Below are 14,361 nucleotides of genomic sequence, written 5' to 3' on the forward strand. Positions count from 1 at the left end.
CACCGCCCGCGGCCACCATGTCCAGCCCGCGGGCCTGATCGCCCACCCGCCGTCCCAACGCCTCCAACGCGGAACCCCACCCGTCCGCCGTGCGGCTCAGAGCACCGCCCAAGGGCCATGCCCGCAGCGCCGCCGCTGCGTCACCGAGATCCGTCAGGGCAGTCCTCAGGGGCCGTTCCCACTCGGAACACACCCCCCGCGCCGCCCGTGCCGACGCCCGCAGTTCATGGGGCGCGATGTTCAGGTCACCGTTCACGAACGGCGACGCTAGTCACGGCGACCGCCTCGCGATCACCGTTCGCGGAGTGATCACACGATGGTGGTCCGGATGATCCCCCACGTTGACCGCCGGCGCTTCCCTGCAACACAGGACGATCAGGCGACGTCGAACCGGTCCAGGTCCATGACCTTGGCCCACGCGGCGACGAAGTCGCGGACGAACTTCTCGCGCGCGTCGTCACTCGCGTACACCTCGGCGACCGCACGCAGCTCGGAGTTCGAGCCGAAGACGAGGTCGGCGCGGGTGCCGGTCCAGCGGACGGCGCCGGAGGCGTCGCGGCCCTCGAAGGCGTCCTGGGCGCCGGAGGTGCCCTTCCACGTCGTGCCCATGTCGAGCAGGTTGACGAAGAAGTCGTTGGTCAGGACGCCCGGGCGGTCGGTGAGGACGCCGTGCGCCGAGCCGTCGTGGTTCGCGCCGAGGACGCGCATACCGCCGACGAGGACGGTCAGCTCGGGCGCGCTGAGGTTCAGCAGGTTCGCCCGGTCCACGAGCAGGAACTCGGCGGGGAGCCGGTTGCCCTTGCCGTAGTAGTTGCGGAAGCCGTCGACCGTCGGCTCCAGCGCGGCGAACGACTCGACGTCCGTCTGCTCCTGCGTGGCGTCGACGCGGCCGGGGGTGAAGGGGACCTCGACGGGGAAGCCGCCGTCCTTGGCCGCCTGCTCGACGGCCGCGGAGCCGGCCAGCACGATCAGGTCGGCCAGCGAGACGCCCTTGCCGCCGGTGTTGAACTCCGACTGCACGCCCTCCAGGACCCGCAGCACCTGCGCCAGCTGGTCCGGGTTGTTGACCTCCCAGCCGCGCTGCGGCTCCAGCCGGATCCGCGCACCGTTCGCGCCGCCGCGCTTGTCGCTGCCGCGGAACGACGACGCCGAGGCCCAGGCGACGGAGACGAGCTGCGAGACGGTGAGGTCCGTGGCGAGCACGCGGGCCTTCAGGTCGGCGACGTCGTCGGCGGAGAGCGGCGCGTGGGTCGCGGCAGGAAGCGGGTCCTGCCACAGCAGGGTCTCGCTGGGCACCTCGGGGCCGAGGTAGCGGACGACCGGGCCCATGTCGCGGTGGGTCAGCTTGTACCAGGCGCGGGCGAACGCGTCGGCGAACTCCGCCGGGTTCTCGTGGAAGCGGCGCGAGATCTGCTCGTACGCCGGGTCCATGCGCAGCGCCAGGTCGGTGGTGAGCATGGTCGGCGCGTGGCTCTTCGACGGGTCGTGCGCATCGGGGATGGTGCCCGCGCCCGCGCCGTCCTTCGCGACCCACTGGTGCGCGCCGGCCGGGCTCTGCGTCAGCTCCCAGTCGTAGCGGAAGAGGTTGTCGAAGAACCCGTTGCCCCACTGGGTCGGCGTCGACGTCCAGGTGACCTCCAGGCCACTGGTGATGGTGTCGCCGCCCTTGCCGGTGCCGAAGGTGTTGTTCCAGCCGAAGCCCTGCTCCTCCATGGAGGCGGCCTCGGGGTCGTCGCCGACGTGGTCGGCCGGGCCGGCGCCGTGGGTCTTGCCGAAGGTGTGGCCGCCGGCGATGAGCGCGACGGTCTCCTCGTCGTTCATCGCCATCCGGCGGAACGTCTCACGGATGTCGCGGGCCGCGGCCAGCGGGTCGGGGTTGCCGTTGGGGCCCTCGGGGTTGACGTAGATGAGGCCCATCTGGACGGCGCCGAGCGGGTTCTCCAGCTCGCGGTCGCCGGTGTAGCGCTCGTCGTCCAGCCAGTTGGTCTCGGGGCCCCAGTACACGTCCTCGTCGGCCTCCCAGACGTCCGGGCGGCCGCCGGCGAAGCCGAAGGTCTCGAAGCCCATGGTCTCCAGGGCGACGTTGCCGGTGAGGATCAGCAGGTCGGCCCAGGAGATGGACTGGCCGTACTTCTGCTTCACGGGCCACAGCAGGCGGCGGGCCTTGTCGAGGTTGACGTTGTCCGGCCAGCTGTTGAGCGGCGCGAAGCGCTGCTGACCGGCGCCGGCGCCGCCGCGGCCGTCGCTGATGCGGTAGGTGCCGGCGCTGTGCCAGGCCATGCGGATCATGAGCGGGCCGTAGTGGCCGAAGTCGGCCGGCCACCAGTCCTGCGAGGTGGTGAGCACCTCGGCGATGTCGCGCTTGACCGCCGGGAGGTCCAGGGCCTCGAACGCCTGCTTGTAGTCGAAGTCCTCGCCCAGCGGGTTCGCGACCGCGGGGTTCTTCGCGAGGATCTTCAGGTTCAGCCGCTCGGGCCACCACTGCCGGTTGCCGCCGCCCTGCGTGGGGTGCGGGGCCCGGGCGTGCGCGACCGGGCAGACGCCCGCCTCCGTCGTCTCCTCGGGCTTGGGGTCGGTGACGATCGCGTCGTGGTTCTCGGTCATGGCAATCCTTCCGGACGGGGGCGGATCTGGGCGGTTCAGGAGGGGCTGCCGCCGGACGCACGGTGAGGCGGGCGCGGCAACGACGGGGCCGCGCGGGTCTGCGGACGCCCGCTCGACGGCGTGTTCTACCCGCGCGGCACGGCACCGATCCACGAGGGTGGTCCCGTCACGTCTGCCGCTCCCGTCCCGATGACGTACTCCTGCGCCGAAGCGCTCGTGAAATCGATCCTACAATGGACCCAGTCCAAGTCAAGAAATCCGCTAACCCTGCACCCGAACGAGTCCCCCCGGCGATCCGGCCGCCCCCCCCGCCCGGACACCGCCGCGGCCCGCAGGACGCGGACCGCGGCGGCCCCGTTCACGCGGTGACCACACCCTCCGGGGCGAGGGCGTAGCCCGTCGGGCGGGCCGTGAAGGTGCCCCGGCCCTGGGTGCGGCCGCGGAGCCGGGACGCGTAGCCGAACAGCTCGGCCAGCGGGACGGTCGCGGTGACGACCGCCGTCCCACCGCGGACGGTGGAGTCGGCGATCCGGCCGCGGCGGGCGGCGAGGTCGCCGAGGACGGTGCCGACGGCGCCCTCGGGCACCGTGACCGTCACCTCGGCCACCGGCTCGAGCAGCGCCATCGACGACGCCCGGAGCGCCTCGCGGAGCGCGAAGCGGCCCGCCGCGCGGAACGCCGTCTCCGAGGAGTCCTTCGCGTGGGTCGCCCCGTCCGTCAGGACGACCCGCACACCGGTCACCAGGTGCCCGCCGAGCGGGCCCTCGGCAAGGGCGTCCCGGCAGCCCGCCTCCACCGCGCGCACGTACTCGCGCGGCACCGCGCCACCCGTCACCGTCGACGTGAAGGCGAAGCCCCCCTCGCCGGCGCCGCCGTACGGCGCCACGTCCAGGACGACGTGCGCGAACTGGCCGGCCCCGCCGTCCTGCTTGACGTGCCGGTACACCAGCCCCGACACGCCCCGCAGCACCGTCTCGCGGTAGGACACCCGCGGCCGGCCGACGTCGACGGCGAGGTCGTGGGCCCGCCGGACCCGTTCGACCGCGACCTCCAGATGGAGCTCGCCCATCCCCGAGAGCAGGGTCTGGCCGGTCTCCGCGTCCGTCCGCACCGACAGCGACGGGTCCTCCTCGACCAGTCGGCCGAGCGCCGTCGCGAGCCGCCCGGAGTCCGGCGACCGGGACGCCTCCACGGCGACCGACACGACCGGCTCGGGCGCGTGCGGCGGCTCCAGGAGCAGCGGCGCGCCCGGGTCGCACAGCGTCGACCCGGCCCGCGCGGACCTCACCCCCGCCACGGCGACGATGTCGCCGGCGACGGCCTCGTCCACGGCGACCTGCCGGTCGGCCTGGACGCGGACGATCCGTCCGACGCGCTCCGCGCGGCCCGCCCCCGTGTCGAGCACGGTGTCCCCCTTCCTCAGCGTTCCGGTGTACACCCGCAGGTGGGCGAGCCGGCCGGTCGGCGAGGACGCCACCTTGAACACCAGCCCCGCGAACGGCTCCGCCGGGTCGGCGGCGGCCCGCCCCGGCACCGGCTCCACGTCGAGCGGCGACGGCAGGTACGCCACCACCGCGTCGAGCAGCGGCTCGATCCCGCGGTCGCGGTAGGCCGCACCGCACAGCACGACCACACCGCCGGAGTCCGTGTCGAGCGTGATCGCCCGCAGCGCGGCGGCCAGCGTCGCCCCGCCCAGCGACCCGTCGCGTACGTACTCCTCCAGCGCGTCGGCGTGCAGACCGGCGACGGCCTCGTCGAGCGCGGCTCTCCGCCGCCGAGCCTCCTCCGCCAGTTCCTCGGGCACGGGCCCCTCGCCGAACGCGCCCGCCACCCAGGTCAGGGCGCGCATCCGGACCAGGTCCACCACGCCGGTGAACCCGGCCTCCCGGCCGATCGGCAGCTGCACGACGAGCGGGACGGCGCCGAGCCGCTCCCGGATCGACGCCACCGCCGCGTCCAGGTCCGCGCCCGCCCGGTCCAGCTTGTTGACGAACGCGATCCGCGGCACCCCGTACCGGTCCGCCTGCCGCCAGACCGACTCGCTCTGCGGCTCCACGCCGGCGACCGCGTCGAACACCGCGACCGCCCCGTCCAGCACCCGCAGCGCCCGCTCGACCTCGTCGGCGAAGTCGACGTGCCCGGGGGTGTCGATCAGGTTGATCCGGTGGCCGTCCCACGCGCAGCCCACGGCCGCCGCGGAGATGGTGATCCCGCGGTCCCGCTCCTGCGGGTCGAAGTCGGTGACGGTCGTCCCGTCGTGCACCTCACCGGTCCGGTGGATGGCGCCGGCCAGGAAGAGGATCCGCTCGGTGAGGGTGGTCTTGCCCGCGTCGACGTGGGCGAGGATGCCCAGATTGCGGATGACGGCGAGGGAGTTGAGAACGTGAGCACGCGTACGCACGGCCCTGAACCTTTCGGGTCGGGAGGGGTGGGGCACCGTCGGGCGCGAAAGGGGGCGACGCAGGGTTGCAGTTGACGTCACGTCAACATGCATGGTGCGGGACAGAATTGACCCGCAGAAGATGGGGCGTCACACCTCAGGGTGACGGCCGCGCTGCCGTCACCGGGCGTGCGAAGACACCGGCATCACGTCGAAACGGGCCCGGGGGGCCGGAACGGTGTGGTGGTGTCGCACGGCCCGGCTCCTCTCGTCAGCACGCCTACGTGGTGCGGTAGTTGGCCGCCTCGACACCTGCTCGGGCCGGCGGCCGGCGCCCGTCCGTGGCGGCCGGGGCGCGTGGCGCGAGTGTAGTGACGCCGGACGCTGTACTGCATCCGGGTTTTTCCCACCCACGAAGGGGTCCTCCACCGTCCGATGCCGTCCGTGAGGCTTACGAGGGGTGGCATCATCCGCCGAACAGCCGCAACCCTTCCCGGCACCACCGCTCGTCCGCGCCCGACGTCTGAGGAATGAACGATGCCCACTGTGTACCGACGCCTGCTGAACGTGCTGCCCCGGCTGGGATTCACGGTGACGGATCTGGGACCCGGGGCAGCCGTGGTGTCCCGGGCGCGACGGCAGGTCCACCCGCTCTCCGACCGCCTCCAGCTGCTCGCGCGCGCCCGCACCCCCGTCACGGTGGAGCAGCTCGACGACGACGCGTGGATCGTCAGCACCCGCAGGGGCGCCCCGCTCGCTCCGACCCGGCTGGACGACAGCTCGTGGATCGTCGGGACGGACCGGAAGGACCCGTTCACCGCCTTCGCCGCCTCGCTGCGCGCCTCTCTTCCCCGGGCCCGCTGGACCGCCGTCCCGCTCCGGAGCACCGGCGCCCAGATCGTCGCCCCCCGGGAGGCCCTGACCAAGCACGAGCGCACCTTCCAGCTCGCCGCCGCGGACCACCTCTGTTCCGTGCACGTCGCGGCGATGCTCCGGTACTACGACGTCAACTGCGTCTTCGACGTCGGCGCGAACGTCGGGCAGTACGCCAAGGCGCTCCGCCGGCAGGGCTACAAGGGCCGCATCGCGTCCTTCGAGCCCGTCACCGCCACCTTCGAACGGCTCAGCGCGGCCGCGGAGTCCGACCCGCAGTGGCACGTCTTCAACTTCGCGCTCGGCGAGGAGGAGTCCGTGCAGTCCATCTCCGTCGACTGGAAGTCCATGAACTCGCTGCTGCCGCCGAGCGAGTACGGCCAGAGCCGCTACCTGCGGTTCGCCGAGTCCCGCACCGAGGAGATCCAGGTCCGCCGGCTCGACGGCGTCATGGACAAGGTCCTCGACGGGATCGACGACCCCCGCCCGTATCTCAAGATGGACACCCAGGGCTTCGACCTGCACGTCTTCCGCGGCGCCGGCGACCGCGTCCCCGAGTTCGTCGGCCTCCAGTCCGAGGTCGCCCCCCTGCGCCTCTACGAGGGCAGCCCCGCCATGCGCGACTCCCTCGCCCTCTTCGAGGACGCCGGCTTCGGCGTCACCGGCATGTACCCCGTCACCCGCGAGCCGGCGACGGGGCGGGTCGTCGAGTTCGACTGCGTCATGATGCGTGCGACGGCGGCGCCCGACACCCCGATGGCCTGAGCGGCCTGGGCCGGTCGCCCCGATTCCCGTCGGACTCCGCCCACCGCACGCTTGTGAGCTGCGGAAACGGTCTGGAGGAACGGCAGGTGAGGAGCCCGGACCCTTGGTACCGTTCGGCGTACTGAGTCATGCCGCCAGGGAGTCGCGGCCACCCGGCCCCTCCCGTGGGGGGTGGTGTGGCGGATTCGGTGGGGGCCGTCGCGGCCCCCCGGCAAGGGAGCGGTGCGTGAACGGTCTCGGCGTCGGCACGGTCAACGACGGCATCTGGCCGGTCGGTTCCACCTACGCGTACGGCGACGGGCTGCTTGTACGGGTCGACGACGTCCGTCCGTACGAGGAAGAGGACCTCGAACGTCGCGGGGCGTTGCGCCCGGGCGACGAGCTGGTCGCCCTGACGCTGTACGTCACCAACGGTTCGCAGCGCTCCGTCGACCTCGGGGGACTCGGGGTACGGGTCCGCTCCGGCCCGTACGGCAAGGAGGCCAGGGAGCTGGACGGGCCCGGGTCCGCGCGGTCGGACCACGCCTTGGAGGGCTCGCTGCGCCCGGGTCGGACCGTGTCGGCGACCTGGGCGTACAGCGTCCAGGCCGGAACCGGGGCCGAGTTGGAGATCGAGTTCCGGGCCCGCGGGGACGCGGACCGGCCCAGCGTCACCTTCAGCACGCTCAGCGCGTACCGCCCGGGAACGGCGCCCACCGACCCGCGCACCATGGTCTTCACCGAGCCGCTGGTCGCCGCCCCCGCCCCGCCCCCGACCGGGCGTCCGGGGACGGCCCACGAGCCGGCACCCGCTCCGCGGGCCGAGTACGCCGCGCTGGACGCCCGCCGCGTCCAGCAGATCTTCCGCTTCCTCGCCGAGGCGGAGGAGACCCGGGCCAGGCCGGTCCGCACCCTCGACTCGGCGGCCGGGGCCGTCTGGTTCGACGAACTGCCGGCGGACGGCGGGGTGTCGGTCATGACGGAAGGCGAGGTCACCGACGAACTCGGGGCCTCGGCCTGGCTCCGCGTACATCGGCCCGAGCGTGAGGACGCGCCGCAGCCGCACCCCGAACTCCTGCCGTGGATCGACGAGAGCCGCGTCCTGGACTTCGATCAGCCGCGTCCCCCGCACCTGCGGCGCCGCATCGACCCCGCCCTGCCCGACCACGCACGCGGCATCCCCCTGGACAAGGCATACCCCGTACTGGCCGTCCACCCCCGCCGTGAGCGCATCGAGAGGCGGTACGCCGCCTGGGAGGCCGAGTGGTCGGCGTGGGCGGCACGCCGCCGGGCCGCCGACCCGCTGGTACGGCTCTACGACCGGCTGCACAAGATGCACGAGGACGCCGTCGATCTCGGCGAGACCTACGAACTCGTCCTCGGTATCGGCCGCCTCACCTGGCGGTCGCCCGACGGGCAGCGCGTCGAGCGGCACCTCGTCACCCACCGGGCCACCCTCCACCTCGACCCCGCCTCCGGCACCCTCACCGCCGCCCCCGACCCCGGCGCCGCCGGGCTGCTCCTGGAGGAGGGCATGCTCGACGGCGAGCAGCGGGTCCACGGCGAGGTGCGCGAGGAGATGAACCGCGCCCTGGAAGGGGCCGCCGACGCCACCCTGCCCGCGCACCTCGACGCCGTGCATGCAGCGCTGCGCAGCTGGTCCAACGCCGCCCACGCGGCCGGAAGTTACCGACCGGGCCCGGAGCGGGCCGCGACCCGGGCCCCGGACGTGCCGCTGGTCTGCTTCGCCCCCGCCCTGCTCCTGCGGGAGCGCAACCGCCGCTCGACGCTCGACGCGCTCAAGGCCATCGCCGGCCACGTCGAGCGGGGCGCCGCGCCGACCGAGCTGCTCGCCTACGTCGCGGGCCGGGGTGGGGCGCTCACCGCCGCCGACCTGGCCGGGGGCGGCACCGCGGCCCGCTCGGAGGTGTTCTTCGCGCTCCCGGCCAACGCGGAGCAGCGCACCATCGCCGAACGGCTGCGCGACAACCGGCTCGTCGTCGTCCAGGGCCCGCCCGGCACCGGGAAGACGCATACCATCGCCAACCTCGTCACCGACCTGCTCGCCCAGGGCAAGCGCGTCCTGATCACCAGCCACACCCCGCGCGCCCTGCGCGTCCTACGGGACAAGCTCCCGCCGACCGTCCGCGACCTGTGCGTCAGCCGCACCGAGGACGGCGCCGCCGCCCAGCGCGAGCTGGAGGCGTCGGTGCACACCATCCTCCACCGCTACGCCGGCTACGACCCGGTGGCCTCCCGCCGCGAGATCGACGCCCTCCAGGCCCGGCTCGACGCCGCCCGGACCGACCAGCGGCGGATGCTGCGCGACCTCGCCGAGCTCCGCGAACTGGAGACCCGCCGCTTCTCCGCCGGAACTGGCGACTACGAGGGCAGCCTCCAGGAGATCGCAGCCCGGCTCGCCGCGGAGGCCGCCGCCTTCGACTGGCTCGGCCCCGTCCCTGCCGAGGAGCCGGCCCTCGACGCGGCAGCCGCCCTGCGCCTGCTGCACACCATCCGCGGCTTCACCGCCCACCACCGGGCGCTCGCCGCCGAGGTCCCCGAGGCGTCCGACCTCCCCACCCCGGGCTCCTTCGAGGCCGCCGTCGGGAAGGTCGCGGAGGCCGAGGCCGCCCACACGCAGGCCGCGCGGGACGCGACGGCGCAGGTGTACGACGACGCCGTCCGCTCGCTGACCGACCACGACCGGCGGGCGCTGACCACCGCCCTCGACGGCTACGCCGCCGCCCGCGTCCGCGCGCAGGCGCCCGCCGCGGCCACCGGGCCATGGGCCGCCGCGGCCCTGACGGAGGCCGCCGCCGGACAGGACTGGCAGCTGCGCGCCCGGCACGCCGCCGTCACCGATGCGCTGCGCGCCGTCGAGCAGTCCATCGGCGTTCTGGGCACATCCCTGGTCACCGGCCTGGAGGTCCACGAACCCGGCACCGCCCTCGGTCTGGCCACCCAGCTGCACGACGGTCTGCGGCAGGGGCAGCGGCTCCGCGGCGCCTTCGGCTCGAGGACCAGGCTGGCCAAGGCGGTCGGAAGCTTCCCCGACACCGTCCGGGTCGACGGTCGCGCCCCCGAGGACACGGCCGCCGCCGCGGTCGTCCTCGCCCGCGCCCAGCTCGAACAGCGGCTCGCCCACGTCGAACGCGAGTGGGGCGATCCCGCCGGGCCCTGGCAGGGGCACGGGCCGCGGATCGCCCGGCTGCGCCAGGACGTCGAGGTGTCGAACGCACTCTTCGGGTTGGTCGCGGCCCGCACCGAGGTGCTCGCCGCCGCGGCGACGGCACCCGGACTCGCGGCCGCCCCCTGGCACGAGCCCGGAACCGAGCACGCGGTGCGGGCGCTGCTGCGGGTCGCGGACACCTTGCGGGCGGCGGAGGACGCCCGGCGGCACATCGCCGGGGCCGAGGAACTGCTCCGCTCCTGGCGCGACAGGCCGGACACCTCCCCCGCCGTCGCCCGCGCACACGACGCCGTCCGGGCCCGAGACACCGACGCCTACCGCGAGTTCGCCGGCGAACTCGCCGAGGTCCGCGAGGCCGTCCGGCTGCGCTCCGCGCACCGGTCCGCCCGCGACGAGGTCGGCGGCGCATTCCCCGAGCTCGCCCGCCGGATCGAGGACGCGCCCCACGACCCGGCCTGGGAGGAGCGGCTGCCCCTCCTCGCCGAGGCCTGGGCCTGGACAGTCTGGCGGGACCGGCTCGAACAACTCACCGACCCCGACGCGGAGCGCCGCCTGACGGCCCGGCTGACCGAGGCGGACGACGAGGCCCGCATCACCCTCTCCCGGCTCGCGGCCGCCCGCGCCTGGCACCGCTGCCTGGGGCTGCTCACCGGCGACCAGTCCCGGGCGCTCGCCGCGTACCAGCAGGCCGTCCGAAGGATCAAGGGCAAGTACCAGCACCGCTACCGCCGCGACGCGCAGGAGGCGCTGCGCGAGGCGCAGGACGCGGTGCCCGCCTGGATCATGCCCTTGCACCAGGTCGCCGAGACGGTGCCCATGGACCGGCCCGGTATCTTCGACGTCGTCATCGTCGACGAGGCCAGCCAGTCGGGTCTGGAGGCCATGCTGCTGAGCTGGCTCGCCGACCGCATGGTCGTGGTCGGCGACAGCAAGCAGGTCAGCCCCTCCAACGTCGGCCTCAAGCAGGACGAGTACTTCCAGTTGCGGGACCGGCTGCTCACCGCGCTGCCGCCGTCGGTGCGCAGCTTCTTCGGGCCCGAGACCAGCTTCTTCGACCTCACCGAGGCGCTCTCGGCGGGGCGCGGCACACTCATGCTGAAGGAGCACTTCCGGTGCATGCCGGAGATCATCTCCTTCTCCGACGAGCTCTGCTACGACGGCCGCCTGCAGCCGCTGCGCCAGTACGGCACCGACCGGCTGCCGCCCGTGCGCACGGTCCTCGTGCCCGACGGCGAGGCCGTGGGCACCGCGCAGCGGCTCGTCAACCACGCCGAGGCGCGCGCCCTCGCCGACGCGGTGGCGGCGGCCTGCGAGAACCCCGCCTACGCCAGGGCGACCATGGGCGTCATCAGCCTGCGGAGCAGCAAGGCCCACCTGACCGAGCTGGAGAACCTGATCGCCGAGCGGGTCGGCTACGAGGACCGCGAGGAGCGGCGGATCCGGGTCGGGGACGCCGAGGACTTCCAGGGCGACGAGCGGGACGTCATGTTCGTCTCCTGCCTCAACTCCGCGACCACCGCCGCGGGGACGGTGCCGGGCGGCTTCACCGGCAAGGCGTACGAGCAGCGGATCAACGTGGCCGCGTCCCGCGCCCGCGACCAGGTGTGGGTCTTCCACAGCGCGCCCGTCGAACGCTTCCACGAGAACGACCTGCGCCGCCGGTGGCTCGACCACCTCGGCCGCCCGGCCGAGGAGGAGCTGCCCACCGTCGACGGTGAGGTGCTGCCCGACGTCAGGCACGAGCAGTTCGACGGTCTCTTCCAGCAGCAGGTCTACCTGGAGCTGACCCGCCGCGGCTACCGGGTGCGGCCCGGCTACCGGGTCGGGCGGCACTCGCTCGACCTCGTCGTGGAGGGCGGAACGCACCGGCTCGCCGTCGCCTGCGACGGGGACACCTACGCGGACGGCGAGGACGCGGGCAGCGCGGCGGCCGTGCAGCGGGACCTGGAGCGGGTGGACTGGGTCTTCGTCCGCGTCCGCGCCAGCCGCTTCCGGTGGGACCGCGAGCAGGCGCTCGCCCCGGTGTGGACCGCGCTGCAGGGCCTGGGCATCGAACCGGCCGGCCCGGAGCCGACCTGGGGCGGCGTACGGTTCGGCACGGCGATCCCGGGCGACGACACCTGGCTGGGGTCGGTGCCGGTGGTCCCCGCGGGGGCGGGCCTGCCGGGGCCGGTGCCGGCACCACGCTCGGTGCCGGCCGCTCCCGGGGCGGAGCCGTCCTCCGAGAGCACGGGCCTTGACGCCCTTGCCGCGCCCGCGCACTCCGGCGCCCGGGTGCACCCCGGCGTGCCGGCGCAGCCCGCGCCGTCCGCCGCGCCGAGGACGCCCGCGGGGGACCGGCCCGTCCCTCCCGCGCAGGCCCCGGCGGCACCCGTCCGCCCGGCGCCGGCCGCGACCGCGGCCGAGAGCGGCGTGTTCCCCGTACGGGAGGTGCCTTTCGGGGTGTACCAGCGGGTGCTCCTGGAGATGCAGCTCCTGCAGAGCGCGCTCGACGCGCCCGACGAGATGCCGCCCGCCGCGGAGCCCGGACAGCTCGTCTTCCTGCGGCGCACCCTCGCCGACCGGCGGGAGCGCAGGCGCCAGCACCTGGTGGCACTGCGAGCGTTCGCCGACGAGGTGTCCGTCGGCGACCCACCGCTCGACAAGGTCGTACCCGGCGCCGTCGTCGAACTCGACTTCGACGGCGTCCCCGACACCGACACCCGGTACGTCGTCGCGGAGATCGGCTCCGCGGACGACGATGTGGTCTCACCGCAACTGCCCCTGGGAAAGGCGCTGTTGTGGCAGACGGTCGGCTCCGAGATCACCTACGCGACCGACGGCCGCAGCCGGACCGTCCGGATCCGGGCGTTGCACGACTGAGCAACCGGCCCGGGCCGGGCTCACGTGGTCACGGGATCGAGCAGCGGACTGCCCTGGCCGTTCCAGGAGACGACCAGGGCGTCCCGCGCCCGGGTGCACGCGACGAACAGGAGGCAGTGCTCGGCCAGCAGGTCCTGCCGGTGCTGGACGGGGTCCACGGCCGCCGGCGTCACCTGCTGGGCGTACGGCAGCACCGACGCGGTCAGGCCCGCCACCGCCACGCAGCGGAACTCCAGCCCTTTCATCGCGTACATCGTCGCCACCCGGACGCCCGGCACCTCCGGGCCGGGCGCGTCCGCCACCGCCACCGCGGCGACGCCCTCCCGACGCAGCCGTGCGACGACCAGGTCGGCCAGGGTGTTGAACCGCACGCAGACCGCGATCTCCGACGGTTTCACCCCCGAGCCGCCGATCCACTCCCGCACCTGTGCGACCACCGCCGTCAGCTCCTCGTCCTGCGAGGCGTACCCGCGGGCCTCCGGTACGCGGCCGTGCAGCAGCGACCGGTAGCCGCGCAGGGAGTCGGGGGACGCGTCGTCGTCCCCGTCCTCGCCGAGCCGGGTCACCGGCTGACCGTCGAGGAGCGACGTCGACCAGCGCAGGATCTCCTCCGTGGAGCGGTAGTTGACGCGCAGCCGCGCCGAGCGTCCGGTGACGTGGATGCCCAGGGTGCGCAGCGACACCCGCGTGTCGTAGATCCGCTGGTGCGGGTCGCCGACCAGGAACATGTCGTCGGGGCCCTCGGCCACGCAGGCCCGCAGCACCCGCCACTGCGACGGATGCAGGTCCTGGGCCTCGTCCACCACGACGTGCCGGTACGGAGGCCCCGCGGCGGCGAGCAGACGGGCCGCCCGGTCGCAGCGCATCGTGTACGTGGCCGCGCCACGGGACGACACGTCCGCGACGAACCGCTCCATCACCCGCCACAGGACGGCCCGCTGCACATGGCCGAGATGGCTGCCCCGGCCGGTACGGCGGGCCCGCTGGTAGTCGGCCAGCGTCCGCAGGTCCTGGGCGAGTACGACGTTGCGGAACTCCTGGCTGAGGAACCGCTCGCTCCACGCTTCCGTCTCGGGCCGCAACGCGCGGTTCCACGCGGCCCGTTCCTCGTCCCTCCGCAACACCTTCGGTGCGCTGCCCCGTGCGTCCTTGATGACCCGGGCGGCCAGCGAGTCGACCGTCGAGATGTCCACCCGCCCCAGCAGGTGGGCCTCGGAGTCGCCGAGCAGCAGGGCGAGGCTGTCCCGCAGGGAGGATGCCATCGCCTTGCTGAACGTGGTCAGCAGCACCCGGTCCGTCGGCCCGCCGGTCCGCAGCAGATGCCGCACGCGGTGCAGTGCCACCACCGTCTTGCCCGTGCCGGGGCCACCGGTGACCTGCGCCGGACCCTGGAAGCCCGTGTGCCGCGCGTACCGCTGCTGGGAGGGGTGGAGGAAGATCCGCCAGCGGACCAGGTCGTCGGCGAGGATGCGCTCCAGCTCCTGCGGTCCGGTCACCTCCACCAGCCGGTGCGGGGTGTTCAGGACGGCCTCGCTGAGCGTGACCGGCTCGCGTTCCTCCGCCGAGCGCACGGTCTGGCCGCGCGAGGCGATCAGCTGCTCCCACACCTCCTCGGGGGGGTGCCCCTATGGGTTTGGTCAAGGAAATCCGGGTGCGTTTGTGTTCGGGCTGAGGTCAGCATTGCCTAGTGTCTGAGGTGCTGTGGGAT

At 74.0% G+C, this 14,361-nt stretch carries 4 protein-coding genes and 1 pseudogene; 2 read left to right on the forward strand and 3 right to left on the reverse strand.

Annotated features, from left to right (window positions below):
• Nucleotides 1-375 precede the first annotated feature (375 nt).
• Both katG and fusA read right to left on the reverse strand, forming a co-directional pair.
• A complete protein-coding gene (gene katG, locus ACFWEG_RS02925; RefSeq protein WP_387208486.1) occupies nucleotides 376-2,604 on the reverse strand; it encodes a catalase/peroxidase HPI in 2,229 nt (742 codons plus the stop codon).
• Between the two features lie 358 nt (nucleotides 2,605-2,962).
• Complete coding sequence (fusA, locus tag ACFWEG_RS02930; protein WP_387208488.1) at nucleotides 2,963-5,005, reverse strand: elongation factor G; 2,043 nt, start codon at nucleotides 5,003-5,005, stop codon at nucleotides 2,963-2,965.
• A gap of 516 nt (nucleotides 5,006-5,521) precedes the next feature.
• Between fusA and ACFWEG_RS02935 the strand changes: the two genes are divergently transcribed.
• A complete protein-coding gene (locus tag ACFWEG_RS02935; RefSeq protein WP_387208490.1) occupies nucleotides 5,522-6,622 on the forward strand; it encodes an FkbM family methyltransferase in 1,101 nt (366 codons plus the stop codon).
• A 226-nt stretch (nucleotides 6,623-6,848) separates the two neighbouring features.
• Entirely contained in the window at nucleotides 6,849-12,653 is a 5,805-nt protein-coding gene (locus ACFWEG_RS02940; protein ID WP_387208492.1) for an AAA domain-containing protein, read from the forward strand.
• A gap of 20 nt (nucleotides 12,654-12,673) precedes the next feature.
• Here ACFWEG_RS02940 and ACFWEG_RS02945 read toward each other — a convergent pair.
• Nucleotides 12,674-14,275: pseudogene (locus tag ACFWEG_RS02945) on the reverse strand (UvrD-helicase domain-containing protein); the annotation flags it as partial.
• Nucleotides 14,276-14,361: the final 86 nt, after the last annotated feature.

The sequence above is a fragment of the Streptomyces sp. NPDC060194 genome (assembly GCF_042728285.1).
In the GTDB taxonomy this organism is placed as follows: Bacteria; Actinomycetota; Actinomycetes; order Streptomycetales; family Streptomycetaceae; genus Streptomyces.

Coding starts and splice junctions, on each gene's coding strand:
- katG (WP_387208486.1), bottom strand. CDS start 2,604: ATGACCGAGAACCACGACGCGATCGTCACCGACCCCAAGCCCGAGGAG.
- ACFWEG_RS02935 (WP_387208490.1), top strand. CDS start 5,522: ATGCCCACTGTGTACCGACGCCTGCTGAACGTGCTGCCCCGGCTGGGA.